Genomic DNA, 26,289 nt, shown 5'->3' on the forward strand with positions numbered 1-26,289 from the left:
TTGTGCCATGGAATATCTAATTAGTATTCATCCGAATAACAAAAATAGGCAAGCAATGAAGAAGTTACACGATCAGACCAATTGTATTCATGGTCCACACCACTTTGATGATCCACATGGTGCACTGACGGCACCTCTGTATCAGAGTTCAACGTTCAAGTTTAAAGACGCGGCACAGGGGGCTGCGCGTTTTGCCGGTGAAGAGGCTGGCTATATCTATACCCGCCTTGGCAACCCCACCACCCGAGAGCTGGAAGAAAAACTCGCTCAGCTGGAAGAAATGGAAGATGCTGCGGCCACTGCAACTGGCATGGGCGCTGTATCCGCTTCCGTGCTGAGCTTTTTACAGCAAGGCGATCACCTGATTGCATCCAAAGCCCTGTATGGATGTAGCTTCGCTTTATTTGCGCACATGTTGCCCAAATTCGGTATCGAGGTGACCTTTGTTGATATGACCGATCCACAGGCACTGGCCGACGCGGTGCAGCCAAACAGTAAGATGTTATTTGCCGAAACACCGATCAATCCAAATATGACGGTATTGGATTTGGCAATGTTGGGGCAGTTTGCTCAGCAGCATAAGTTGATCAGTGTGGTAGACAACACCTTTATGACGCCATTACTGCAAAAACCCAAGCATTTTGGCATCGACATTGTGATCCACAGTGCCACCAAGTACCTCAACGGACATGGCGACGTAGTAGCAGGCATTGTGTGTGGCAGCGCAGAGCATATCGAACTTATCAAACTGACTGTACTGAAAGACATCGGCGCGACCATCAGCCCACACGATGCCTGGCTTATCAATCGTGGCCTGAAAACCTTGCATGTGCGCGTTGCACGTCACTGCGAAAATGCACAGAAAGTGGCTGAGTTTCTTGATGGCCATCCGAAGGTGGACACTGTTTACTACCCGGGTTTGCCGTCTCATCCAGGTTATCGATTCCTTGGTGAGCAAATGAAAGGGGCTGGTGGTGTCATTGCATTTGAGATCAAAGGTGGGGTCAGTGACGGCGAGAAGTTTATTAATGCCACTGAGTTATGCACTCTGGCCGTGAGTCTGGGCGATCCAGAAACGCTGATCCAGCATCCGGCATCGATGACACACTCTCCCTACACACCTGAAGAGCGTCAGGCCGCTGGGATTTCTGATGGCCTGATCCGCATTTCTGTGGGACTTGAAGCGGTCGAAGATATCATCGCGGACCTAGAAAATGCGTTTTTGTGTATATAATTATTTACACTTTAATGCCATCTAGACCCCATAAAATATAGGGTGTATGTTTTTGTGTCTATTTGTGTAATTTAAAGTGTACAAAAATGACCTTTCTGACCAGGCCGATTTCAGGCCTGGCTATTAAACTTTTCCTCACTTTTACATAGTATCCGGATAACACTTTGACGCGTTGTTTTTATTCAAATGCGACGCATTACCAAGAAGGTTACTATGGCTAAATCGAGTAAATACACGTCTAAGCAGCCCAACGAACAGGGCCTGATCGAGTGGACAGAAGAAGAAAATCAGATCTGGTCTGAGCTGGTTGCCAGACAGCTTGAGTGCATTAAAGGCAAAGCGTGTGATGAATATCTCGAAGGCCTGCAAAAAATCAATTTACCTCACGATCGTATTCCGCAGTTGCATGAACTGAATGAGGCACTGGAGCGTGAAACGGGTTGGCAGGTTGCGCCAGTCCCCGCGTTGATCGACTTTGATGAGTTTTTCCGTCTTCTTGCCAATAAACAATTTCCGGTGGCAACTTTTATCCGTAGCCGCGAGGAGTTTGATTATCTGCAGGAACCGGATATTTTCCACGAAATTTTCGGCCATTGTGCCATGCTGACCAATCCTGCCTTTGCTGAGTTTACGCATAGATACGGTCAGTTAGGCTATGCAGCTGAGAAAAAAGACCGTGTCTATCTGGCACGCCTTTACTGGTTCACCGTTGAGTTTGGTCTGATGCAAACTGATGATGGCCTGCGTATTTATGGCGGTGGGATCTTGTCGAGCCCGGGTGAGACCCAGTATGTGTATAGTGGTGAGCCAGAGATCAAACCGTTAGAAGTACTTGATGTACTGCGTACACCATATCGTATTGATATTATGCAGCCTTTATATTATACCATTAACGCCATTGATGATTTGTTTGAAATCTCACAAATGGATATTATGGCGCTTGTACGTAAAGCCAAAGAGCTGGGCCTGTTTGAGCCTAAGTTTCCACCTAAAAACAAACTAGCAAGTTAAGGATTTATTGATGTCTGATTTAAGTGCACAAAAATGTGAAGCGTGTCGTGCGGATGCGCCTAAAGTGTCAGATGCCGAATTAGCTGAACTGATCAAGCTGATCCCGGATTGGGTGCCAGAAGTACGTGATGGCATTATGCAGCTTGAACGTGTTTATAAGTTCAAGAACTTCAAGCAAGCCATTGCATTCACTAACAAAGTAGGTGATATGGCGGAGGATGAAGGCCATCACCCAGGTCTGCTGACTGAGTGGGGCAAAGTGACCGTAACTTGGTGGAGCCACTCTATCAAAGGTCTGCACAAAAATGACTTCATCTGTGCGGCGAAAACCGATGAGATCTTTGCTGCGCTGTAAGGCGTCAGGTAAAAAAGAAAAGGCGCTTTATGCGCCTTTTTTAATGCCTGTTAGGCTGTCGAAGCAGAGCTGATAGCCTTATATTGTACGTGTGCTAATGCGTAAGCGTCGGTCCCGATACTGTTTGTGAATCCCGCTCTAAATGTTCCAGTTCATCAATTAGCTCTAGTAATTCTGGTTCAATATAATCAAAATCACGTGATTGTTTTAATGCCGTTTCCAGCGTTTCGGCCAGGTTCTTGAGCGTGGGGACGCCGGTATAACAGCAGGCGCCATGAAACTTGTGGATCACGGTCAGTAAAGTTTGGGTGTCTTCCTGTTGTGCAGAGCCATTCAGTTGCTCTAAGGTTTCGGGCACACTCTGCAACAGCATATCCAGCATTTCCAGCGCCAGTTCAGGTTTATTGCCTGCACGTTGCAATGCCAGCTCCCAGTCCAGCAAATGGCTTTCAAACGGGGCAATGCTGGCAACCTGAGGTTGTTGCGTCTTTTGTTTTTCCGGTGGCAGCGAAGGGCTGTGATCACAAATGATCTGACGTAACATATCTTCGTCTATAGGCTTTGTCATATAGCCGTTGAAGCCGTCTTTGATCAATTGCTCTTTTTCGCCAGTCAACGCATGGGCTGTTACCGCAATGATCGGGGTATCGTCATTCAGTGACGATTCTTTGATTGTTCGGCATGCTGTGATGCCATCCATAATCGGCATCTGAATATCCATAAAGATCAGGTCATACTTTTGTGATTTACAAAGGCTGACGGCCTGCGCGCCGTTGTGAGCTGTGTCTATGGTGTCTACTTGCTCTTCCAGCAAAGTATAAAGCAGCTTTAAATTGGCATCATTGTCATCGGCTATCATGACTTTGAGCGGTAAGTGCGCCAAGTCTGTATCATCAATCGACACACTGGGGTGATCTAAGCGATAAGGTGCTGCGAGCATGTCGCACAGTTTGCGGTGATGCATAGGTTTGCTAATACAGGCGTCGGCACCACTGCCAATTAACGACTCGCGCATGTTGTGAGAGATGGTATTCACCATCAGATACAGGTAATCCGCCATCTCTCTGGCCTGAGTAATATAGGCTTTTACGGTTTGCATATCGTCTACCGTTGCCATATTGCCGATCAGGCAGATGTCATACCTAAACTCTTGCTCTAATGCGGCGAAGAAAGTGTCTTCATTTTTACAGCAAGTGACCTGCATTGCCCAGTCTTCTAACTGAGCCTGAACGGCATTGCGGGTGTGCTCTTGCGGTTCAAAATACAATACGCGTTTGTTCTCAAGCGGCTTAGTCGGCAGGTCGTCGTCGAACAAGCGGCTTGGCAGATTAAAAATGGCATTAAAGGTAAAGCAGGAGCCATTGCCCGGGGCAGAGTTCAGCGTGATGCGGCCACTCATGGCTTCAACAATGTGTTTAGTGATGATTAAGCCAAGCCCCGTGCCGCCGAACTTACGGGTAATACTGGAGTCGGCTTGCGCAAACGGGGTAAAGAGTGTGTCTTGTTTTTCCTGAGCGATGCCCAGCCCCGTATCACTGACAGAGATCAGGAGCGATGTCTGGCTATCTCCTTTGAGGCGGTGGCTGATGTCGACTTTGACTGAGCCTTTTTCGGTAAACTTGACGGCATTGCTGATCAGGTTGATCAGCACCTGTTTAAAGCGCGTGGGGTCGCCGACCAGGTTGTCCGGTACCTGGCGATTAATGGCAATCGACAACTCCAGTTGCTTTTCGTAGGCACTGGGTGCGAGCAGCGTCATGACCTCATTGACCGCATCTCTGAGCTGGAATTGGATACTTTCAAGCTCCATCGCGCCGGCTTCGAGTTTAGAGAAATCCAGAATGTCACTGATAATGGTCAACAAACTGTTGGCAGATAACTCTATGGTATCCAGATAGTCTTTTTGATGTTTGTTGAGCGGGGTTTTATACAGTTGGCGGGTAAAGCCGATAACGCCGTTAAGCGGGGTTCTTAATTCATGACTCATTTTAGCCAGGAAGTCTGATTTCACCCGGTTGGCAACCTGTGCTTCTTTTTTGGCAATGTTCAGCTGAATGTTCTGAGTTTCATACTGTTCCAGTGTTTCCCGATAATCGCAGGTCGCTTGATCTATGTGCTTTTGCATCTCATCGCGTTGCAACACCATTTTTTCACTGATGGTGATCAGCCCTTCACGGAGTAAGTCAAACTCGCCCTGCATCGGCTGTTCTACACCGATTTTGGTTTTGCCTTCAAGGAGCTTATCTGTGGCCAGGAGTAAATGGGACAGGGGCGTTGAGAACATCCGGCTCAGCCGGGTCGAGACAAAGGCACTGAGCAACAAGGCCACCATAATGATGGCACCACTGAACAGCAGGGCCTGTTGCTGGCCAATGATGGCTTGATCTTTACTGAGTTCTATCATCAGCACAGCGGTGGTGCGGGTATGGGCATTTTGCCAGTCGGAGGCAGGCTGTTGCTGTAATTTCACCGGCGCAAAAATAATGTACCTGTTGAGATACTGGACGATTTCGGTTGCATGTAACTCAGTCACATTGCCACGATAATGCAGCTGATTAAAATCATTGTGGTAGTTACTGGTCAAAAGCAATTGATTGTCTTCATTGAACAGCGCGATGCTATTGACGAAATTACCATGCTGATTGTGCGTAGTGGTGATCACCCGATGCAGTCTGGCTTTATCTTTGTCGGCCAGCGGTTGCTCCACGGTCATTGCCAGTGTATTGGCCAGGCTGGTGCCCTGTTGCTTGAGGATTTGTTCAAGCTCAACGTAACGATTTATAGTAAAATAGCCGCCAAGTACCAGGCCGATTAACACCGTTGGGATCAGGGTCAACACTAATACGCTGTCGCGCAAACTCAATTTAGACATAAATTGGATGTAAAACAGTAAGTAGTCTGAGTCCTAGAGTATCGAGTTAACGGGTGTTTAGCAATCTTATAGGGGCGGCAATATGGCACAAATATTTCGTGCTGGAAAATCTTCTAAACAACGTAGTAAGCAAGTCGAGACAGTTGAGCTACAAATCGACTCGTTAGATCACCAGGGGCGAGGTGTATGCAGACATCAGGGTAAAGTCGGCTTTGTCGATGGCGCATTGAGTTCAGAGCGGGTTAAAGCGCGCATCCATGCCCAGAAAAGTCGTGTTTTCGAAGCGCGCACCGTCAAAGTACTTACACCTAGTGATCAGCGGGTTACGCCATTTTGTGAGTACTATCAACAGTGTGGTGGCTGCTCGTTGCAACACCTGGACGCCAGCGCGCAGCTGGTTCACAAACAGCAAGCGGTGAGTGCTTTGTTTGACAAATTTGCCGGTGCAACTGACCTGCCCTGGATGTCACCTTTGACAGGCCAGACGCGTCATTATCGTCGTGCAGCGCGCATCGCCTGTATTTATGATAAACAAACCGATCAGGTTAAATTGGGTTTTCGGGCAGCAGGGTCAAAGAAGATTATCGAAATTGACCACTGTGGGGTGATGGTCGATGCCTTTGCTGATGGCTTTGATGCGTTACGGCAGGTCCTAAATAGTCATCCGGAGCTGCGCAGCGTCAGCCACATCCAGCTGTGTGCGGCCGACAATGGCGCATTTGTGCTGTTTCGTCATACCCGCGTAGTCAGCGAGCAGGCGAAAGCGCATGTTGCTGAGCAGCTGGCGGTACATAACTGGCAGCTTATCTGGGATGATGGCAAGACTGATCCGAGTTATGAAATATTGCCTGCTTATCAAAGTGCTGGCGTGACGTTTGAATTTAAACTCAATAACTTTATTCAGGTTAACCGGGACATTAACGAGTTGATGCTAAAACAGGCACTGGACTGGCTGGCCTTGAGCGGCCAGGCGCGTCTGTTGGATCTGTTTTGTGGCATTGGTAACTTCTCGTTATTGCTGGCAAAACAAGCAAACGAAGTGGTTGCCGTTGAAGGGGTGGCTGAGTCGGTTGCAATGGCACGACAAAATGCGCACACTAACCACATCGACACAGTCACTTTTCATCAGTTTGATCTGACTCAGCCACTGACAGAAGCCACTTGGTTTCATGAAGCGCTGGACGTGCTGGTGTTAGACCCTTCACGCACGGGTGCTTATGAAGTGTTACGCCAGTTGCCGTTGACGCAATTTAAACAGGTATTGTACGTGTCCTGCGATCCGGTGACTATGGCCAGAGATGCGGCACTGCTGCTGGAAGCCGGCTTTGTGGTCGATAAAATAGGCTTAATGAATATGTTCCCACATACAGGACATATAGAAACCATGGCGTTGTTCCAAAGGAGGTAGTCATATGGTTGCGACTCGCCAGTCTCATCAATCCGGTTTGCCGGCTGATTTTCATGCCCGGCTTGCGTTACTGAACATAGCGCAGGAAAAACGAGACCGCCTGGATCAGGTCTATGCTTTGTGTCCGCAAGATGATTCGACCACTACCCTGACCAAAGCCATTGAAATGGTTGAGATACTGGCAGAGCTGAATTTTGACTCAGAGTCGCTGGCCGGGGCATTTTTGACCCCTTATTTTTTGTCCGGGCAGGTTGAGCTTGAGGCTATTGAGCAGGCACAAGGTGAAAATGTCGCTTTATTGCTCAAAGGCGTTGAGCAAATGGCCTCGATCAGTACGCTGGCACACCAGGGGAAGGGCAGCCTGCAAATCGACAAAATTCGTCGCATGTTATTGGCCATGGTGGAAGATGTGCGTGCTGTGGTGATCAAGCTGGCTGAGCAGATCTGCTACCTGCGCGCGGTAAAAAATGCTTCTGAAGAAGAGCGTGTGGTGGCCGCCAAAGCGACGGCCAATATTTTTGCGCCGCTGGCAAATCGGCTGGGAATAGGACAACTCAAATGGGAGCTCGAAGATCTCTCATTTCGCTATTTGCATCCGACAACCTATAAAAACATTGCCAAGCAGCTGTCAGACAAACGCCTTGATCGTGAAGCCTATATGGCCAGTATGGTGGAGTTGGTTCAGAGTAAGCTTAAAGACGCCGGGATAGAGGCTGAAGTGTACGGCCGTCCTAAGCATATTTACAGCATCTATAAGAAAATGATGCAAAAGAATTATGAGTTTGATCAGCTGTTTGATATCCGCGCCATGCGGGTGGTGGTCAATGAAATTCAGGATTGTTATGGTGCGCTGGGCATAGTGCACACCAATTGGCGCCATCTGCACAAAGAGTTTGATGACTATGTTGCGACTCCTAAACAGAATGGTTACCAGTCTATCCACACCGTTGTTTTCGGCCCTGAGGGTAAAACCGTTGAGATCCAGATCCGTACCCAGGCTATGCATCAGGATGCAGAGCTGGGGGTTGCAGCGCACTGGATGTATAAAGAAGGTGCTTTGCCGGGTCGTGGTTCGGGGTACGAGCAAAAGATCAGCTGGCTGAGAAAACTGCTGCAATGGCAAGAAGAAGTGGTTGATGGCAGTGAGCTGGCTGAAGAGTTAAAAAACCAGGTTGTGGAAGACAGAGTGTATGTCTTTACCCCCAAAGGCGATATTTTTGATCTGCCACTGGGCGCCACGCCACTGGATTTTGCTTACTATATTCATTCCAATGTCGGACACCGCTGCATTGGTGCCAAGGTATTTGGTAAAATCGTGCCGTTTACCCATAAGTTATCGACTGGCGATCAGGTTGAGATACTGACCCAGAAAAACCCCTCGCCAAGCCGGGACTGGCTCAGTCCGTCTCTCGGGTATGTGCACTCATCCAGAGCGCGCAGCAAGATACATCACTGGTTTAAACAACAAGACAGAGACAAAAACCTGCAGGCTGGTAAAGAGATCCTGGATGGGCACCTGCAAAAGCTGGATTTGACTTATAAGGATCTGGACTCAGCCATTGAACGGTTTAATTTTAAAGAACTCGATGATTTAATGGTGGCCATTGGGGCCGGTGATATTCGTATTAATCAGTTCCTGAACTACGTGCAGGACAAGCCAGAGCCGATGCCTAAGCTCAAAATGAGCGCGCCGAAGAAACACAAAGGCGATAGCAATGGCATTGTGGTAGAGGGCGTTGGCAACTTGATGAGCCATGTTGCCAAATGCTGTCAGCCCGTGCCCGGTGATGAAATCGTGGGTTATATTACTCAGGGTCGGGGCATTGCGGTGCATCGCGCCGACTGTGACTCTTTTGCCCATATTTGTGAGCAGCATCCCGAGCGGGAAATTGCCGTTAGCTGGGCGGATGAAGTTCGTTCCAGTTATGCCGTGACCCTGCATATTGAAGCCAACGATCGTCATGGCCTGATCCGCGACATCAGCTCGGTACTGGCCAACGAAAAACTCAATGTGATGAATATGAACGTCAATACCCTGGATGACAAAGATGTTGCGATTTTCACGATGAAACTGGAAGTCGGCGATCTGGGAGCAATGAATCGCTTACTCACTAAGCTGATGCAGATTGAAGGTGTATTTGAAGCCAGGAGACAACACTGAGTATGAGTGCCCCGTTACAGCAGCTACTGGATATTATGGCGACCCTGCGCGACCCGCAAAAGGGCTGTGCCTGGGATCAACAACAGACCTTCGAGAGCATAGTGCCGCATACGCTGGAAGAAGCTTACGAAGTGGCCGATAGTATAGAAAAGCAAGATTTTTCCGGGCTTAAAGATGAGCTGGGTGATTTACTGTTTCAGGTGATATTTTATGCCCAGTTAGGCAAAGAAGCCGGCTTGTTTGAGTTTGAAGACATAGTGAAAGGGCTTAATGATAAGCTGGTGCGCCGCCACCCGCATGTCTTTGAAACGCCGGATAGCACTTTGAGCGATGCTGAATTGAATGCGCAATGGCAGGCCATCAAAGATAAGGAGCGCAGTGCAAAGCCTGTCCGATTTGGCGACGATGTGCCACTGAATCTACCTGCCTTGTCGCGGGCGGCGAAAATTCAAAAGCGCGCGGCTTCTTTAGGGTTCGACTGGCCCACGTATCAGGGGGCCATGGATAAAGTGGCTGAAGAGATCACAGAGGTGAATGAAGCACTGAGTCAGGACCCGCTATCTGAGCACAGTGCTGAGGAGCTGGGAGATTTGTTGTTTGCCACCGTCAATGTTGCGCGTCATGTAAAACGCGACCCGGAACAGCTACTACGTCGCGCGAGTGACAAATTTATTGGCCGTTTTAGCGCCATTGAAGGTATTCTGGCTGAACAGCAGATAGCCTTATCTGACGCCAGTTTGGCGCAAATGGATGATGCCTGGGAAGAGGTCAAGCGACGTCAGCGTTCAGGTGAGAATAATTAAAGGGGGTGATTTTTCGCTGGATTGCCCCTAGCGTTTTTGCTATACTATTGCCCCGTCTTGATTCTTATTTAAATTCCATTTTTCCTGATATTCTAGGGTTCGCATGAGTACAAAATTTATCTTCGTAACGGGCGGAGTTGTTTCCTCCTTGGGTAAAGGTATTGCTGCTGCTTCATTAGCTGCAATATTAGAAGCGCGTGGTTTAAACGTCACTATCCTTAAGCTGGATCCTTATATCAATGTTGACCCTGGCACAATGAGCCCGATCCAACATGGTGAAGTCTTCGTGACAGAAGACGGCGCAGAAACTGACCTGGATTTAGGTCACTACGAGCGTTTCATTCGCACCAAGATGACCAGCCGCAACAACTTCACGCAAGGTCGTGTTTTTGAAGATGTACTGCGTCGTGAGCGCAAGGGTGAATACCTGGGCGCGACTATCCAGGTGATCCCACACATCACTAACGACATTAAGCGTCGTGTACTGGAAGGGGCAGAAGGCCATGATATCGCCATTGTTGAAATTGGTGGTACTGTGGGTGACATCGAGTCACAACCTTTCCTTGAAGCGATCCGTCAGCTCGGTACTGAGCTGGGCCGTGAGCATGCTTTATTCATGCACCTGACATTGGTGCCTTTCCTGGGTGCGGCAGGCGAAGTGAAAACCAAGCCAACTCAGCACTCGGTTAAAGAACTACGTTCAATTGGTATTCAGCCGGATATTTTGGTTTGTCGTTCAAACTGCAAATTACCAGCTAATGAGCGCGCTAAGATTGCACTGTTCACTAACGTTGAAGAAAAGGCCGTTATCTCATTGCAAGACGTAGATAGTATCTACAAGATCCCTGCGCTGCTTAAGTCTCAGGAATTGGACAACCTGGTATGTCGTCGTTTCTATCTGGATGTACCAGAAGCGGACCTGTCAGAGTGGGAACAAGTACTTTATCAGGAGTCTAACCCGACTGGTGAAGTCACCATTGGTATGGTTGGTAAATACATTGAATTGCCAGATGCCTACAAGTCAGTCAATGAAGCACTGAAACATGCAGGCCTGAAGAATCGGGTAACCGTTAATATCGAATATGTTGACTCTCAGGACATCGAGAGCAAAGGTACTGAACTACTTGATCACCTGGATGCGATTTTGGTACCAGGTGGTTTCGGTAACCGCGGTGTTGAAGGAAAGATCCTGGCGGCCAAATATGCCCGTGAAAACAAGGTGCCTTACCTGGGCATTTGTTTGGGGATGCAGGTTGCTCTGATTGAATATGCGCGTAACGTGGCGGGTCTGGAAGGTGCTAACTCGACTGAGTTCGATGCTAAATCTCCCCACCCGGTAGTTGGCCTGATCACTGAATGGCTAGATGCCGATGGTAAGGTTGAAACCCGTACTGAAGAGTCGGATCTGGGCGGCACAATGCGCTTAGGTGCTCAGCTGTGTCACCTGAAAGAAGGTTCTAAGGTACGCGACGTATATGGCAATGCGGAGATCACAGAACGTCACCGCCACCGCTATGAGGTGAACAACCATTATGTTGAGCGCCTTGAGCAGGCTGGTCTGGCTTTCACTGGCCTGTCAGAAGACAAAAAACTGGTTGAGATCATCGAAAATAAAGATCACCCCTGGTTTATTGCCGCTCAGTTCCACCCTGAGTTTACTTCTACGCCACGCGACGGCCACCCGTTATTTGAGGGTTTCGTTGCCGCTGCGTTCAGCTACCAAAAAGCTGATTCTTAATGATAAAAAGCCGTGCCTCAGTGCACGGCTTTTTTAATTACCGAATGCGTAAAATAACACAGCGCATTGCTATGTAACTGCCAGGCTCCACTTTGCATGGGCCATCACCAAACACTGCGCGGTTATATAGCAATGCGAAAGCAGACACACAACACACTCACCACTTTGGGAAAAGAGGAATCAAGATGTCAAAAATCGTAAAAGTGATTGGCCGTGAAGTTATGGACTCACGTGGTAACCCTACCGTTGAAGCCGATGTTCATTTAGAGTCGGGCGCATGGGGCCGCGCATGTGCACCATCAGGTGCATCAACAGGAACTCGCGAAGCACTTGAATTACGTGACGGAGATAAAGCTCGTTACCTGGGTAAAGGTGTACTGACTGCGGTAAACTATGTGAACAATGAAATTGCAGCAGCCCTGAACGGACACAATGCCCTGGAACAACGTGCAATCGATCAGCTGATGCTGGACTTAGACGGCACTGAAAACAAAGAAAAGCTAGGTGCAAACGCGATTCTGGCAGTGTCTTTGGCAACCGCGAAGGCAGCAGCACAGGAAAAAGGTGTTGCACTGTACGAACATATTGCAGACATCAACGGTACTGCGGGTCAGTACTCTATGCCTGTACCTATGATGAACATTCTGAACGGCGGCGAGCACGCAGACAACAACGTTGATATTCAGGAATTCATGGTTCAGCCAGTTGGCGCGAAAAGCTTCCGTGAAGCACTGCGCATGGGTGCAGAAATCTTCCACAGCCTGAAGAAAGTACTTAAATCACGTGGCCTGAATACCGCGGTTGGTGATGAAGGTGGCTTTGCGCCAGATCTTAAATCAAACGAAGAAGCACTGGAAGTAATCGTTGAAGCAGTTGCAGCTGCTGGTTATGAAATGAACCAGGATGTGACGCTAGCGTTGGATTGTGCTGCTTCTGAGTTCTACAGAGACGGCAAATATGACCTACAGGGTGAAGGCAAAGCATTCGATTCAGAGGGCTTCGCTGGCTTCCTGGCTGATCTGGCAGCACGTTACCCAATCGTTTCTATTGAAGATGGTCTGGACGAAAGTGACTGGGCTGGCTGGAAGATTCTGACAGATAAGATCGGTGATAAAGTACAGCTGGTCGGTGACGACTTGTTCGTAACCAACACGAAGATCCTTAAGCGTGGTATCGATGAGCAGATCGGTAACTCTATCCTGATCAAGTTCAACCAAATTGGTTCACTGTCTGAAACATTGGATGCTATCAAGATGGCACAGGATGCAGGTTTCACTGCGGTTATCTCTCACCGTTCAGGCGAAACAGAAGACGCAACGATTGCTGATTTAGCAGTGGGTACTGCGGCAGGTCAAATCAAGACTGGTTCTCTTTGCCGCTCAGACCGTGTTGCTAAGTACAACCAGTTGCTACGTATTGAAGAAGCGCTGGGCGACAAGGCTATTTACAAAGGTCGTAGCGAGATCAAAGGTCAGTAAGTTATATTATCTGACTGAACAAGCCGCGCTTTATTAAGCGCGGCTTTTTTGTCGGGACAACATAGAATGCATGCTGAATATCCATAAGAAAATTAAAAATTATTTACCTTACCGGGGCAATTATCTAAAATACCTGTTTTAGGTTCTTTCTGCTTGGTTTTAAAGTACCAATTGCCTACCCATAATAATCCCTTTTGAATTTCAAATAGGCAACGCTGAGCGGACGTTGAATGCTTTTTTATATGGAAAATTCTGGAATAATGATATGAAGAAAATGTTTGGGTTACTGTTATTGGCTGTTTCTTTAAATGCCACAGCTGGTAAAGCAATTTGTCGCGCTAAAGTCACGGATGTGCAGTTAAACACAGCTAATCGTCTGGTAGCCTCTTTTGTTGGTGTTAGTGACCAATATACAAAGCCTATGACTGTTAAGAATTCAGGACTTTGTACGCTCAATGGGAGTGCAAGTGAGTATTGCCAGGCATTATACAGTGCTATGCTAATTGCGCTGACTACTCAAAACGAAGTCACAATGTGGTTTAAAAATACAGATGTAGATCAAGTATGCCCAAGTGGTAACTATCAATCTCTGGATAAAAAAGGATTATATAATTTTAGATTGCAGCGCTAGTTCAAAGTACGAAGCGTAATATACTAGAGGGTTGCAATATAAGCTCTGCATTGGCGAAGGGGAGTAATTAGCGGGATCGTCATCCCGCAAACTGTTCAGCTAAAATGCCCTGGGTAAATTGCATTTTCAGGTAAAACCCGCGTGGCAGGGTTTTTATGAGTTTGCCCTGTGGGCCAATGGCGTCGGTCAGCGCTTTACTGTTGGCGGCTTTTGGCCTTATCTGCATCACTTCACCGAGTTTGCCACTGATCTCATCCACACGCCCCAGTGCAATCAATTCAATCTGCTCTTCCCAGTCTCGCTGGAGCTGATGTTCCTGAAGTACGTTTGGTTGCCATAAGAAACCTGTCCCTATGGTGCGATCAACCGGGGCGATGTCCCGTTCCGCTAAAATCGGCAGCCACAATACATGATTGAGTTTTTTCTTTACGGTACTGTCTTGCCAGCGTAAACCCGTCAGATTGGTGAGGGGGACCACAGACACATAGGTGGTTTCGAGAGGTTTGCCGTGATAGCCAATGGGCAGCGTTTTTAGCTCGACACCAATAAATTCAAAGTCAGGAACAGGCTTGGAACCTGCGCTGGCACCCAATACATATTCAATGAGCTGACCGGGCCAGCCTTTCTCCCGAGTCAGGTCTTGTGGGGTTTTGAAATGAAACTGCGTAGCCAGTTCTCCCAGGGTTTGCCCGGCGATGGCATCCACACGGGTCATGAGTTCAGCAATGGATTGGGGAGGGGTGGGCTTTTGCACAGTCTGGCTCGTTACTATCTGAATGATTTCGTATGGTAACAAAAATAAATAGGAAATGTGGATGAAAACAGTTTTGTGTGTTTTTTGAACGCTCTTTCTGTGGGTTACTCTTTAAGCTGTGACTTTCTCACTATTAAGGTTTAATTTGATGATTTATATGGCTTTTTTAAAATTCACTCAACATCATTCCGTGTCAAAAATGGCCAGTCATTGGATAAATACAAGTATATAAACATAATTATCCACAGATTCTGTGGAGAAAATGCAAATTTGACTAGGCTATTGTGGATTTGTTTGTAAAATCATCATGAATAGTTAAACTTATGCACAAGTTGTGGGTAAGTTGCGTAAAAGCAGGAATTAAATTTGCCCAGTGCTCTGAGTTGTGGAACAATCAAAATCATATCAAACAAATATACGAGGCACTTAAGGTGATTGATGCCGAAGGATTTCGTGCCAATGTAGGAATTGTTATTTGTAACAATCAGGGGCAGGTATTTTGGGCGCGGCGCTATGGTCAGCATTCATGGCAATTTCCGCAAGGGGGTGTGGATGAAGGTGAAACGCCCGAGCAGACCATGTACCGAGAACTGCATGAAGAAGTTGGGCTACGACCGGAAGATGTGGAAATCGTTGCCAGCTCAAAACATTGGTTACGTTATAAATTGCCAAAGCGACTGATCCGTAAAGATTCAAGTCCAGTGTGTATTGGCCAGAAACAAAAATGGTTTCTGCTGAAACTCAAGTGCAAAGATGAAGATGTAGACTTAATGCGCACACATCACCCTGAATTTGATGATTGGCGTTGGGTCAGTTACTGGTATCCCGTGCGCCAGGTTGTGTCGTTTAAACGCGATGTATACCGCAGGGTGATGAAAGAGTTTGCCCCCTTTGCGATGCCTTTTAATCGTAAAGAACATGCACATAAAGACCACTGGCGACGTCGTTAAGTGGCGCAGCGTATCGTCACCAGTGTTGGTTAAGCTTAACAGAAAGAGTAAATGAGCAGTACAGAGCGATTTCTACCAATTTAGGAGTCAGGTGTGTTAGCAACATTACGAACCATCGCGGAGGTAGTCTCACAGCAGGATAACCTCGAAACGGCCTTATCTCGCTTTGTGATGATGGTTAAGGAAGCAATGCACACTGAGTGTTGTTCCGTTTACTTTGCCGATTATAGTCAGGACAACTTTGTACTGATGGCCAGTGACGGCCTCAATCCGGACGCCGTTGGCCAGTTTCGGGTCGGCTTCACAGAGGGTCTGGTTGGGTTGGTTGCCCAGCGTGAAGAGCCTATCAACATCGCGCATGCCCAGAGTCACCCCAGATTTAAATTACACGCCGAAGTGCATGAAGAAGGCTATAACGCTTTTTTGTCAGTGCCTGTCGTGCATCAACGAAAAGTGTTGGGCGTGATTGTGGTTCAGCAACGAGAAGAGCGCGTCTTCAGCCATGATGAGGAGTCCTTTTTAATTACGCTGTCTGCCCAGCTGGCCTCACAACTGGCGCAGGTGGAATTGCAGTCTGTTCTGAAGCAGGACGCATCCAGTCATAAAACTTCGGTGCTCAAAGGGGTGGCAAGTGCGCCTGGTATTGCCCTTGGTGAAGCTTTTGTGGTCATCCCCAAGCTCGACTTTGCCAGTATTGAATCTCAGCAGTGTGAACAGATACATCAGCAGCGGCAGCTATTCCAACAGGCGGTTGCTGCGACACGCCAAGAATTTCATGTGCTGAAAAACACCCTTAGTGATTCGCTACCCAAAGAAGCACTGGCTGTGTTTGAAGTGTATCAGCAGCTGCTGGATGCCCGCAGCCTGGGTCAGCGTGTTGAGCAACAGCTGGAGCAGGGGTGGAATGCTAAATCTGCGTTGAAGCATGTGATTATTGAGCTGGTAACACAGTTTGAAGCCATGTCAGACCCCTATATACGTGAGCGGGCGGTTGATGTTCGAGATCTGGGGCTCAGAGTTCTGCATCACCTGGTCAGCACCGAGAGCATGGTTAAGAGTTACCCGGATAATACCATTTTAATTGCCAATGAGCTGACACCGGCGATGCTGGCTGAGGTCCCTAAAAACAAACTCAAAGGGGTCATCAGTGTACATGGCTCGGCAAACTCGCATGCCTCTATTTTGACCCGGGCAATGGGGATCCCCGCTATCTGGGGGATTGAAGACATTCCTTTGTTGCAGTTCGATGGCAAAGATATGATCCTCGACGCTTACGCAGGGCGTGTCTATATTTCACCCTCCGATGTATTGCGTAACGAATACTCAGCGCTGAAGCTTAAAGAGGGCCAGCTACACGACAAATTTGAAGCTGAGCATCATTTGTCTTCTGTTACCGCTGATGGTGAGCGGATCAGCCTGTTGCTTAATGCAGGCCTTGACTTATCAACTGAGCATCTCAGTGCTAAGTACTGTGATGGCGTAGGCTTGTATCGTACCGAAGCCTGGTTTATGCAGCGCGGACAGTTTCCTTCTCAGGCTGAGCAGGAGAGCTGGTATCGCGATGTGCTGGCACGTTATCACCCTGAACCTGTCATTATGCGTACGCTGGACATTGGGGGTGATAAGGTACTGGACTATTTTAACATCAGTGAGGACAACCCCTTTCTTGGCTGGCGAGGGATCCGGGTGACGCTTGATCACCCTGAACTGTTTTTAGATCAACTCAAGGCCATGCTTAAAGCCAATGCCGGTCTGGGCAATTTACGTATTATGTTGCCTATGGTTAGTCATACCGAGGAAGTGGATGAAGCTTTGGGGCTTCTGGAGCAGGCCTACTTTGAACTACAAGAAGAGTGGGCTGACCAATTTTATACCATAGATAAGCCTGACATCGGCGTGATGCTTGAAGTACCATCAAGTATATTTTTGTTGCCCGAATGGGCTGAAAAAGTCGATTTTTGCTCAGTAGGCAGTAATGATTTAACGCAATATCTGCTGGCGGTAGACAGAGCCAATGCACAGGTTGCAGAGCTGTTTGAGCCTTATCACCCTAGCGTATTACGGGTGTTGAAAAAAATTGCTGATGACTGCCAGCAGCTGGAGCTGCCATTTAGTTTATGCGGTGAACTGGGTGGTGAACCGGAAGGTGCCATTTTACTTGTGGCGATGGGGTTTCGTCGTCTCAGTATGAATATCTCCTCTTTGAACAAAATCAAGTGGACACTGCGCCGGCTTGCCGTCAAAGATATGGAAGCCTTGCTTGCCCAGTGCCTTGCGGCATCCAGTGCCAAACAGGTTCACCGACTGTTACGTGAATTTTTGATAGCGCAGGGACTAAGCGAGTTACTGTATACCAAAAGTGATACAGCCTGAACCACGACTGGAGGCGTCTGCCCAGATACGTTACTATAACGCGCCCATAATAATAAGAGTGTCTTTATGACAATCAGTGTGTTACTCATTTTGAGCTGCGCCTTGCTTGGCTGTGTGGTTGGTTTCCTCGCAGGGTTATTAGGTATTGGCGGCGGCTTGATCATCGTTCCGGTACTGTCGGCAATTTTATTGTATTTCGAAGTGTTGGCTGATGAACATGTGATTGTTGTGGCCATTGCCACGTCTTTGGCATCGATATTGTTTACGTCAACGTCTTCCGCGCTGGCACACCATCGAAATCACAATGTGCCCTGGGAGATTGCCCCCTGGGTGATGACGGGCGTGGCTCTGGGCGCTTTAGTCAGTGGCTTTATGGTTTCACTGATCCCGGTGCACTGGGTAAAGTGGACGTTTGTCATTTCTGTGTTGCTTATTGCCATTAAAATGGTCTTCAGTTCTCAATCATCGGCCCCCGACAAGCCACGCGATTTGCCGCCAGGCCCGGTTTTAACCGCCATCACCACCCTAATGGGGGCTTTGTCTGCGATGATAGGCATTGGCGGCGGTGTACTGATTGTGCCACTGTTGAGCTACTTTTCTGTGGATATGCGCAAAGCGATAGGGTGCGGAGCGGTCAGTGGCATTGTGATCGCCTTATTTGGCTCCGTAGGTTACATCGTGTCGGGTGGACAGGCATTGAAATTAGCAGACGGTTTTGCCGGTTTTGTGTATTTACCGGCATTATTTGGTATTGTGCTGACATCCTGGTTTGTTGCGCCAATGGGCGCCAAAGCAACGCACTATCTGCCGGTGCCAGTGATTAAGAAAGTGTTCGCGTTACTGCTCGTGGTGATTGCGGGAAAAATGTTATTTTATTGAGGGAAAGCGATGGCTTTGCAGTTTCCAGAAATCGATCCAATTATATTTTCGATTGGACCCCTAAGTGTGCGCTGGTATGGCGTGATGTATTTAATCGGTTTTGCGTTTGCCATGTGGTGGGCGAATAAAGAAGCCGATAAGCCCAATTCGGGATGGACCAAAGATGAAGTCAGTGACTTGCTATTTTATGGCATGTTGGGGGTCATCCTGGGCGGACGAATTGGCTACGTCTTATTTTACCAGTTCAATCTCTTCCTTGAAAACCCGATGTATCTGCTTCGTATCGATCAGGGCGGCATGTCCTTCCATGGCGGCGCATTGGGTGTCATTGCAGGTATTTTTATCTTTGCATGGCGATTCAAAAAGTCACCGTTGGCAGTCGGCGACTTTGTAGTACCTATGGTCCCTGTGGGCTTGCTGGCCGGGCGTATTGGTAACTTTATTAATGGTGAGTTGTGGGGTCGTCCCACAGATGTGCCCTGGGCGGTGGTTTTCCCGACAGGAGGCCCGCTTGCACGTCATCCTTCGCAACTTTATGAAGCCTTTTTAGAAGGCTTGGTGTTATTCATCATGCTGATCTGGTATCGCAAGCAGCCGCGTCCGGCTGGCAGTATTGCCGGTTTGTTCCTGGTTGGCTACGGTACTTTCCGCTTTATCGTTGAGTACTTCCGTGAACCAGATGCGCATATCGGTTTGTATGCCGGCATGATTTCTCAGGGGCAAATTTTGTCCTTACCTATGATGATTGGTGGCCTTGGCTTAATGCTTTGGAGCCACAAGCGCACCTCGACAGCGAGCGCTTAAACTACATCGGGACCCCGTACTTGGGGTCCCGTCTGCCTTTCAATAAATCCCATCGTGAATTAGTTACCCCAGCGTGCGAACGTAGTATACTTTTGTACCAGACCACCCCCTGTGTAGGGTCATTAGAGAGATCATTTTGAGGAGTAAAGCATGAAAGTGTATTTGGAGTTGTTGCGAGACGTATTAGAAAACGGCACCCAGAAAGGGGACCGTACTGGTACAGGTACGCGCTCCGTATTTGGCCGTCAGATCCGTCATAACCTCCAGGATGGTTTTCCGCTGCTGACCACCAAAAAGTTGCACTTTAAGAGTATTGCCAATGAGTTGATCTGGTTCTTAAAAGGGGATACCAATAAAACCTGGCTGAATGAAAACGGCGTTAAAATCTGGGATGAATGGGCACTGGAAGACGGAGATCTGGGCCCGATTTATGGCAAACAGTGGACGGCCTGGCCGACCAAAGAAGGCGGCGAGATTAACCAAATTGACTATGTTGTTGATACTTTAAAGAACAACCCTAATAGCCGTCGTATTTTATTTCATGGCTGGAATGTTGAGTATTTGCCTGATGAGTCCATGAGTCCGCAGGAGAACGTAGCGGCTGGTCGTATGGCGTTACCGCCTTGCCACCTGCTTTATCAGTTCTACGTGGCAGATGGTAAATTATCCGGTCAACTGTACATCCGCAGCTCAGATATTTTCCTGGGACTGCCGTACAATATCGCCAGTTTGTCTCTGCTGGTGCATATGCTGGCGCAGCAGTGCGACCTTGAACCTGGAGAAGTGATTGTGAGCTTTGGTGATTTGCATGCTTATTCAAACCATATGACGCAGATTGAGCAACAGTTACAGCGCGAGCCGAAAGGCCTGCCGACACTAAATATCCTGCGTAAGCCAGAGTCTATCTATGATTACCGTTTCGAGGATTTTGCAATAGAGGGGTATGATGCCGACCCTAACATTAAAGCACCTGTTGCAATTTAAGGTACTAAAGACGTAATATGTTGTAGGCGGCCAGTGAAGGCCGCTTGTTATAAAAGGAGCACGACAACAATGTTGAACCATTCCCGCATGTGCCATCAACGCGCCAGAAAGCATGCGATAACCCATGTGATATTACTTGCGGGTACAGTGCTCTTATCTGCTTGCAGTTCAAATCCATCACCGGATGAAGAGGCCGAGGCGCTTGCCCGGGCTGAATTAATCAAAACCTACAATCAGCACAAAGCCAATATTGAGCGAGTCGCTAAGATGGAGCAGGACCTGACTCAGTTGCTGACTTTGTTATCTGATTCCAGTGGGATTAAGCCAATTGAAGAAAAGCTGTCTCAGTCAGAAAAACCCGTTACTACCCACCGCGCGGAGCCGACTGCTGTCACTAATACTTTTGCCGCGCCAGGACAAAATCAGTTTGTGGTGCAATTTGGTCGTCATCTGTTAGACAGGCGGGCACAGGCACAGAATCGACGGATCAAAGCATCTCTGTCACTCATACAAAGTTATTACCCTGAGATGTTTGATACTGTTTCAATTTATTCACAAACGCCGGCACAAAATGGTTCCCAATTCTTCCTTACACAGGCTTCCGGGTTTGGTTCTGAGCAGGAAAGTACCCTATTTTGTCGTTTAATTAAGGCCAGCGGTCAACCCTGCAAATTAGTTAACTGACTAAAAGTACTTGAAATAAAATTAAAGGTTTTATATTCAGGTACGATATATTAAACATCTGTGTAGTGTTTTTATTCAAAGTTGAGTACCTTTCTACCCAAGGGCACTCGAACAATGAAGAAAAATAACTATAAAGTTGTAGATTTACGTGTGCATTGATGATGCGATGCACATGGAGTTTGTTGGCCGACTACGGATACGGCTATTTGATAAAAAAGGACCTACTGATGGAAAAGTTAATGAAAAAGTACTCTCTACTCTCAATTCTGGCTGTAATGCCGGTACTGACTACTGCACAACCTGCAGAGTTTAAAGCGTCAGTTACAGTAAAAAATGTCTTCACTTTTGAAAATACTGAGCCGCTGAGCTTTGGTACAATCCGTGCCAGTGGTGACACTGGTGGTGTAGAAACAGCCACCCTGATTATTTCTGCAAACCCAAATACGGCACCACGAGCTGCTTCTACGGATGTGGCTAAAGCCGAAATCGCGATTCTTGAGCCAGGCAGTCCCGCTAAATTTACGGTCGATGGCGTTGCACCTTATGCATCGCTGACCATTACTGACCCAACAGAAACGGATGTGCTACCACAAAGCCTGCCACCCGGCACACCGAGCTTCAAGCTGAGCGCTTTTACATATTATGTGACCTCCGGCACTACCCCTGCCGCTGCAACAACGACACTTCAGGCTGATGCTGAAGGTAAAATTGCCTTTAATGTGGGCGCGACACTCACCACAGAGAGCGCGGACAAGGGCAACTACCTTGATGGTGAATATGAAGGTACGTTTAACGTAGAGCTAAGCTACTAGTGTACAGAGGCGGGCAAGGTGCCCGCTGGTCACTCATGAAAGCGTTGTTTGTGCTTTTGAGCTTGTTCTGCAGCTGGTGCTGTCAGGCCAATATTGTACGTAATGCGGATCTGAGTTTCGGCACGATTATCGTGGCGGACCCCAGTGTTGCGAGCAGTGTGGTCGTGTCACCAGGCGGTGGCACAAGCTCATCGGGCAGCATTCATGTGATCAAAAAAGGGCACCCGGCTGAACTCCTGCTGGAATCATTTCCTGCGGGTGTTTATCTGAATATCTCGACTGATTTGCTCAATGACCAATTAGCGCATAGTAACCTTATCACTGAGGGAAAACTGAGTGTGACTAAGTTACTCCATCCTGCCAGGATCTTCACCGACCGGGATGGCCGTGCTCGCCTGCTCATTGGCGGTAAGTTACAAAGTCAGGCCTCAGCAGCGCTTTATGTAGATGGCCAATATGCAACGACAGTCAGCGTCGAAGTAAGCTATTAACTTAGTTATTAGCCGGCTAATACCGGTACTCGCCTCCATGAGCAGTAAAATAGGCAAAATTCAATGAAGTATATTACCCACATCGTGTTGCTCGTACTGCTGTCATGTACAGCAAACGTGTACGCGAACTTACTGATTTCCCCCACTCGGGTTGTCTTTGATGAGCGTCAGCGCAGTGCCAAGGTATTTCTGATCAACAGTAGTCAGGAATATAAAACCTATCGTCTGAGTTTTAAAGAAAAACGGGCATTGCCACAAGGTGGCTACACAGATGTGCCTGAGCAGCAAAACCCCATGCGTCTGAGTGGGTTGCTTAGAATGACACCAAAGCAGGTTCGTCTTGCGCCTGGTGAACGTCAGGTCGTTAAGCTAGCGTTGCGCCGTCAAAGAAACATGGCTGCGGGAGAGTATCGCTCGCACCTGTTCTTTCAGGCATTACCTGAGAAAAAAGATCTGGATCAGGAAGGGGTGGGGATCAGGCTCAACATGATCATGAGCTACAGCATCCCGCTGATCTACCGTCAGTCTGCATCTTCACCTCAGGTGTCCATTGATGAAGCCACTCTGAGCCGTGGGCAGACGGGGCAGTTAGAGACGGTTAACCTGATTTTGTCGCGCAAAGGTGATGCCAGTCCTTTTGGCGGTGTGCGCGTTTTTTGGCGCGCTCAAAACGGGGCAAACTGGGAGGAGGCAGCACTGGTTAACAGCTTCAGCATTTATCCGGAACTCAGTCAGGCGCAGTTGCAGCTGAAACTGCTGTCACCAGAGATGTTTCAGGGAGCGCACTCCGGGCAGCTAAAAGTGGTTTATACAGGCAGTGGTGAATATAAAGGACAGTCATTTGCCGAGCGTATTTTCTCTATTACTGTGCCCTGAATAAAGGCTCGTTAATGGTTAGAATCGCACCATGCGTGGTATTCGCTGTGATTTGCGCAAGTACAATGCCAGCACATGGGACCTCACAACAGGAGTTCTCTGAGGTTCTCAATACGCTGCAACGCATACAGGCAAAACTGTCGCAGTCACAAGCCAGTCTGACGGTGAATAATCAGCCTGAGCAAGCCGGGATCCCAGAAGGTGAAGACTTGTTCTTGTCTGTTTATGCTGACGGGGTGTATCTGGGAGAGGTGTTTGCGGTTAAAAGTAAGCGCGATGCGCAAGTCGAATTGCGCAGCTTGTTTGCTGTGCTGGACTTTGCCATCAGCGATGATGATAAGCCTGACTATTTCACCGGATGGTATTTGAGTCCTGAGCGTACTTTTTTACTTGATAGTGGGCAAAAACGAGCCTTGGTTAATAAGCAGGAATATCGGCTTTCAGAGCAGGATATCTCTCATGTACAGGGCGAAGTCTTCGTTGAGTCTGTGCTGATCGCCGACTGGTTTGGGTTGAATCTCCAGTTTAACTATACCGACCAAAGCTTACTGGTACAGTCCCCTCAGCCGCTGCCTGCATTAGAACGTCAGGCACGTGCTAATCGCAAGATTGCTCAGCATAGCGTCAGTTCAGCTTCTAAACTCGCCTGGAAGCCTAACCCTTATCAACTGTTATCTTCTCCCTTACTGGACATGCAGTTTGGTTATCGCCGTGATAATGATGAAGATGCTTTTTACTATTCGGCGCTGGGCGCACATGATCTTGCATTCTGGAATGTAGAGTACTTTGTTGCGGGCACAGAGGGAGATGCGCTGGATCAGGGTCGTTTTAAGGGGAAAAGAGAGGATAGCCAGGGGCGGTTGCTGGGCCAGGTACAGGCCACACAGTTAGAAGTCGGTGATATTCAGGCTACCCATATTGGTGCCGGGCAGTCCACTGGACAAGGTGTGGGGATGCGAGTGTCGGACAAGCCGCTGCAATCTGAAATACAGGAGCAGAGTGTCCAGATCAGTGGCTCGGTGCAGGCTGGCTGGGATGTCGAACTGTATCACAATGGTTTGCTGGTTGCGCAGCAACTTCAGGTCCAAACGGGCCGATATGATTTTGACCGTATCCCGTTGTATTTTGGTAGTAATCAGTTTGAGCTGTTCAAGTATGGGCCACAAGGGCAGGTTGAGCGTGAGCAGCGCAGCTATTTTGTTGAGGGTACCGGACTGAAAAATGGTCAGGGTTACTTTGATGTGTCGGTCACCGACAGCGGCAGCACAATATTAAACAATGACTTTGCCCCGACAACGCAATCAGGCTGGCATTTTCATGGTCGTTATGACCTGGGCCTGTCTGACACTATGTCAGTCTATGCGGGTATCGCTCAGGCGCTGTCGAATGAAGCGCTTATTGAGCGCACAGTCACGACTGGTGGCACGTTAAGCTTGTGGAAAAAAATGCTGCTCAACCTGGATTTATCCCACGACAGTGAGTCTCAGCACCGGGCCAGATTCAGTGCCAGAACTGAATGGGCAGGGCAGGCCATCAGTGCGGGCTGGCAGACACAGCGCCGATTGCTCGACACCTCACAAGCGAACGATGAACACCGTGATACCCGGGGGCTGTATATGCGTATGTCGGGCATGTTTGATGTCCTGAATAAGCAGCTATCATATCAAAATCAGGTGCAATGGAATCGCACCGATCAGAATACGGAATATACTTTGCTGACCAATCGATTGAGTCTCTCTCTGGGTCGTGTGAATGTCAGTAATCAGGTGCAATGGCAATCAAATAATGCTGATGCTGACCATTCAACGTCGGGCCAGTTGAGATTTCAGACCCGCTTGGGGCGTATATTTGGTCGTCTGATTTTTGATTATGACTTGCACCCATATAGCGAATTGATTGCCTATGAAACGCGTTTTTATCGCAGCTTAAATGAGCAATTTAACGTTGAGTTGAGTTTCAAAGAGACGCTTGAAACTGATTATCAGAAAGGTGAACTGGGCTTGAACTGGCGAGGCGACAAAATTCGTTTGAACAGTCAGCTCAGTTACGACAGTTACGATGAATGGGAAGTGGGGATAAATGGGCAGTTCAGTTTTGGTTATCACCCACAAAGTGAACAGCTGTTGTTCAGCCAGCGACGATTAGCCAGTAATGGCGCGGTGCTGGTCAAGGTCTATGTGGATCATAATGCCAATGGTGTGTTTGACGAGTCAGATGAAGTGGTACCCGAAGTCAGAGTAAGGGCATTGCAAAACTATATGCAGGGCACCACCGACGAACAGGGGCTGGTGTTACTCAGTGGGATGCCGGTGAATCAAAAAACCGATATGGTGATTGATACTGACAGTCTAGAGATGCCTTTTGTCATCCCTGCGATTGAAGGAATGGCGATAACCCCACGGCGAGGTTTTGTTGAATATTTGGAGCTGCCTTTGGTCAATACCAGTGAAATAGAGGGGGTCGTTTACCAGCAAACCGAGACTGAAAATGCCCCTGTGCCCTACGCCGATGTGACTTTGCTGGATGAACACGGCGCACAGGTTGCACACACTCAGGCTGCGTATGACGGATATTATGTGTTCACAGATATTAAGCCTGGTCGTTATCGGGCGCAGGTTGCCAATGCCGCCAGGCGCGGACTGACACACAGCGAGCATGTGGAAGTGGCGCTGTCACAACAGGGGGATGTGCTGGTGGAAGTTGACTTGCAGCTGGCACCTCAGTCAACCCAGAATATTACGGTACTCTCTGCCGGACGCTTTACCTCGCTGCCGGTATTAAAAACCTACGCTATGTTACTGCGCCAGCGACATCATCAATTGATCACTGACCCCCCATTTTATCTCTTTGACGACAAGGCCGAGACTTACATGTTGGGTATTGCATTTACGCAAAATGGCGCTGATACAGCACAACTGAAACAACGTTGTAATGCATTGCAAACAGCGGGCGTGCCGTGTCAGCTTGAACACACAGAATTAAAACAATAAA

General features: G+C 48.2%; 21 protein-coding genes. 19 read left to right on the forward strand and 2 right to left on the reverse strand.

Features of this window, described 5'->3' with window-relative positions:
- The first annotated feature begins 55 nt into the window (after window positions 1-55).
- The 3 genes from PRUB_RS19755 to PRUB_RS19765 all read left to right on the forward strand — a co-directional run bounded on the left by PRUB_RS19755 (window position 56) and on the right by PRUB_RS19765 (window position 2,600).
- On the forward strand, window positions 56-1,234 hold the full coding sequence (locus PRUB_RS19755) for a trans-sulfuration enzyme family protein (protein WP_010386738.1): 1,179 nt from the start codon (window positions 56-58) through the stop codon (window positions 1,232-1,234).
- A gap of 213 nt (window positions 1,235-1,447) precedes the next feature.
- The gene (gene phhA / locus PRUB_RS19760; RefSeq protein ID WP_010386739.1) at window positions 1,448-2,245 is read left to right on the forward strand and encodes a phenylalanine 4-monooxygenase; all 798 of its coding nucleotides are present in this window, start codon (window positions 1,448-1,450) and stop codon (window positions 2,243-2,245) included.
- A 10-nt stretch (window positions 2,246-2,255) separates the two neighbouring features.
- Window positions 2,256-2,600 (forward strand): 4a-hydroxytetrahydrobiopterin dehydratase, encoded by a 345-nt coding sequence (locus tag PRUB_RS19765; protein ID WP_010386740.1) that lies wholly within the window; start codon window positions 2,256-2,258, stop codon window positions 2,598-2,600.
- 94 nt (window positions 2,601-2,694) lie between these two features.
- Here the strand turns inward: PRUB_RS19765 and barA are convergent, their stop codons facing one another.
- The gene (gene barA, locus PRUB_RS19770; RefSeq protein ID WP_010386741.1) at window positions 2,695-5,472 is read right to left on the reverse strand and encodes a two-component sensor histidine kinase BarA; all 2,778 of its coding nucleotides are present in this window, start codon (window positions 5,470-5,472) and stop codon (window positions 2,695-2,697) included.
- A gap of 82 nt (window positions 5,473-5,554) precedes the next feature.
- Here barA and rlmD point away from each other — a divergent pair, with 82 nt between their 5' ends.
- The 6 genes from rlmD to PRUB_RS19800 all read left to right on the forward strand — a co-directional run bounded on the left by rlmD (window position 5,555) and on the right by PRUB_RS19800 (window position 13,691).
- The gene (gene rlmD / locus PRUB_RS19775) at window positions 5,555-6,880 is read left to right on the forward strand and encodes a 23S rRNA (uracil(1939)-C(5))-methyltransferase RlmD (protein ID WP_021032890.1); all 1,326 of its coding nucleotides are present in this window, start codon (window positions 5,555-5,557) and stop codon (window positions 6,878-6,880) included.
- Window positions 6,881-6,884: 4 nt separating this feature from the next.
- On the forward strand, window positions 6,885-9,041 hold the full coding sequence (gene relA / locus PRUB_RS19780) for a GTP diphosphokinase (RefSeq protein WP_010386743.1): 2,157 nt from the start codon (window positions 6,885-6,887) through the stop codon (window positions 9,039-9,041).
- A gap of 2 nt (window positions 9,042-9,043) precedes the next feature.
- On the forward strand, window positions 9,044-9,844 hold the full coding sequence (gene mazG, locus PRUB_RS19785) for a nucleoside triphosphate pyrophosphohydrolase (protein WP_010386744.1): 801 nt from the start codon (window positions 9,044-9,046) through the stop codon (window positions 9,842-9,844).
- 103 nt (window positions 9,845-9,947) lie between these two features.
- A complete protein-coding gene (locus tag PRUB_RS19790) occupies window positions 9,948-11,582 on the forward strand; it encodes a CTP synthase (protein WP_010386746.1) in 1,635 nt (544 codons plus the stop codon).
- Between the two features lie 185 nt (window positions 11,583-11,767).
- Window positions 11,768-13,060 carry a phosphopyruvate hydratase gene (gene eno, locus PRUB_RS19795; RefSeq protein WP_010386748.1) on the forward strand — a complete coding sequence of 431 codons (1,293 nt, stop codon included), beginning with the start codon at window positions 11,768-11,770 and terminating at the stop codon, window positions 13,058-13,060.
- Window positions 13,061-13,325: 265 nt separating this feature from the next.
- Window positions 13,326-13,691 carry a hypothetical protein gene (locus PRUB_RS19800; RefSeq protein WP_010386749.1) on the forward strand — a complete coding sequence of 122 codons (366 nt, stop codon included), beginning with the start codon at window positions 13,326-13,328 and terminating at the stop codon, window positions 13,689-13,691.
- Window positions 13,692-13,770: 79 nt separating this feature from the next.
- Here the strand turns inward: PRUB_RS19800 and mutH are convergent, their stop codons facing one another.
- Window positions 13,771-14,445: a DNA mismatch repair endonuclease MutH gene (gene mutH / locus PRUB_RS19805; protein WP_010386750.1), complete on the reverse strand. Its 675-nt coding sequence runs from the start codon at window positions 14,443-14,445 to the stop codon at window positions 13,771-13,773.
- A 431-nt stretch (window positions 14,446-14,876) separates the two neighbouring features.
- On the opposite strand from mutH, the gene rppH reads away from it, so the two are divergent.
- The 10 genes from rppH (at window position 14,877) to PRUB_RS19855 (ending at window position 26,288) form a co-directional block, all read left to right on the forward strand.
- Window positions 14,877-15,395: an RNA pyrophosphohydrolase gene (gene rppH, locus PRUB_RS19810; protein ID WP_010386751.1), complete on the forward strand. Its 519-nt coding sequence runs from the start codon at window positions 14,877-14,879 to the stop codon at window positions 15,393-15,395.
- Window positions 15,396-15,488: 93 nt separating this feature from the next.
- Entirely contained in the window at window positions 15,489-17,768 is a 2,280-nt protein-coding gene (gene ptsP, locus PRUB_RS19815) for a phosphoenolpyruvate--protein phosphotransferase (RefSeq protein ID WP_010386752.1), read from the forward strand.
- A 66-nt stretch (window positions 17,769-17,834) separates the two neighbouring features.
- Window positions 17,835-18,647: a sulfite exporter TauE/SafE family protein gene (locus PRUB_RS19820; RefSeq protein ID WP_010386753.1), complete on the forward strand. Its 813-nt coding sequence runs from the start codon at window positions 17,835-17,837 to the stop codon at window positions 18,645-18,647.
- 9 nt (window positions 18,648-18,656) lie between these two features.
- Window positions 18,657-19,451, forward strand: coding sequence for a prolipoprotein diacylglyceryl transferase (gene lgt / locus PRUB_RS19825; protein ID WP_010386755.1), 795 nt, complete (start codon window positions 18,657-18,659; stop codon window positions 19,449-19,451).
- Window positions 19,452-19,601: 150 nt separating this feature from the next.
- Complete coding sequence (locus tag PRUB_RS19830) at window positions 19,602-20,435, forward strand: thymidylate synthase (protein ID WP_010386756.1); 834 nt, start codon at window positions 19,602-19,604, stop codon at window positions 20,433-20,435.
- A gap of 69 nt (window positions 20,436-20,504) precedes the next feature.
- On the forward strand, window positions 20,505-21,119 hold the full coding sequence (locus PRUB_RS19835; RefSeq protein ID WP_010386757.1) for a hypothetical protein: 615 nt from the start codon (window positions 20,505-20,507) through the stop codon (window positions 21,117-21,119).
- Between the two features lie 239 nt (window positions 21,120-21,358).
- Window positions 21,359-21,931 carry a DUF4402 domain-containing protein gene (locus PRUB_RS19840; protein WP_242065266.1) on the forward strand — a complete coding sequence of 191 codons (573 nt, stop codon included), beginning with the start codon at window positions 21,359-21,361 and terminating at the stop codon, window positions 21,929-21,931.
- A gap of 35 nt (window positions 21,932-21,966) precedes the next feature.
- Window positions 21,967-22,422, forward strand: a complete 456-nt coding sequence (locus tag PRUB_RS19845) for a DUF4402 domain-containing protein (protein WP_010386759.1) — start codon at window positions 21,967-21,969, stop codon at window positions 22,420-22,422.
- 63 nt (window positions 22,423-22,485) lie between these two features.
- Window positions 22,486-23,298, forward strand: a complete 813-nt coding sequence (locus PRUB_RS19850; protein WP_010386760.1) for a fimbrial biogenesis chaperone — start codon at window positions 22,486-22,488, stop codon at window positions 23,296-23,298.
- Window positions 23,299-23,312: 14 nt separating this feature from the next.
- Entirely contained in the window at window positions 23,313-26,288 is a 2,976-nt protein-coding gene (locus tag PRUB_RS19855; protein ID WP_155946363.1) for a fimbria/pilus outer membrane usher protein, read from the forward strand.
- The last annotated feature ends 1 nt before the right edge of the window (window position 26,289 follow it).

This window comes from Pseudoalteromonas rubra, from assembly GCF_000238295.3.
In the GTDB taxonomy this organism is placed as follows: Bacteria; Pseudomonadota; Gammaproteobacteria; order Enterobacterales; family Alteromonadaceae; genus Pseudoalteromonas; species Pseudoalteromonas rubra.